Origin of the sequence: Streptococcus sp. GMD1S, from assembly GCF_000296875.1 — a bacterium.
Classification (GTDB): Bacteria; Bacillota; Bacilli; order Lactobacillales; family Streptococcaceae; genus Streptococcus.
In genome coordinates this window covers 1-752 of record NZ_AJQY01000234.1, presented here as the reverse complement: position 1 = coordinate 752, position 752 = coordinate 1, and the positions used below count along the sequence as shown (strand labels likewise).

Sequence of the window (752 nt, the reverse complement as noted above, 5' to 3'; positions counted from 1 at the left end):
CCTACTTGCACCATACTCGCACCGCAGAGGATATGTTCAAAGGCATCACGACCCGTTAGAACACCACCCGTTCCAATGATTTGGATTTGCGGATTGAGACGTTGGTAAAAGGCGTGCACATTAGCAAGAGCAGTCGGTTTGATATACTCTCCACCAATCCCACCAAAACCATTTTTAGGACGAATAACGACCGACTCGTCTTCTATATAAAGGCCGTTTCCGATAGAGTTAACACAGTTAACAAACTTGAGCGGATATTTATTGAAAATAGCAGCCGCTTGATCAAAGTGCACAATATCAAAATAAGGTGGGAGCTTGATACCAAGAGGTTTTGTAAAGTAGGCAAATACTTCAGATAGGATACGGTCTGTTGTTTCAAAATCATAGGCAATCTGAGGTTTTCCTGGAACATTTGGACAAGAGAGATTGAGCTCAGTCAATCCTTTAAACTCGCTCTCTTGAACTTTTTTCAAGATGGTATGTGTTTCTTCTGGAGACATGCCGACTAAAGATAGGAAGAAAGTACGGTTTGGCTCTTTTTCCTGCAAGTCCAAAAGATAGTCCAGATAGTAATCCAAGCCATTATTTGGCAAGCCCATGGAGTTGATAGAACCAAGTGGAACATCCTGGTAACGTGGCTCAGGATTGCCCTGACGAAAGTCCAAGGTCGCTGTCTTTGTGACAAAGGTTCCTGCTGCTGAGTTTTTGACCCCTTCAAGCTCTTCTATCGTCATACAAGCCACACCCGCTGC

Annotated in this window: 1 protein-coding gene; it reads right to left on the bottom strand. The window is 43.8% G+C overall.

Features of this window, described 5'->3' with window-relative positions; translation table 11 throughout:
- A partial coding sequence (locus GMD1S_RS08510; protein ID WP_000000279.1) for a dihydroorotate oxidase occupies positions 1 to 752 on the bottom strand: 752 nt, incomplete at both ends.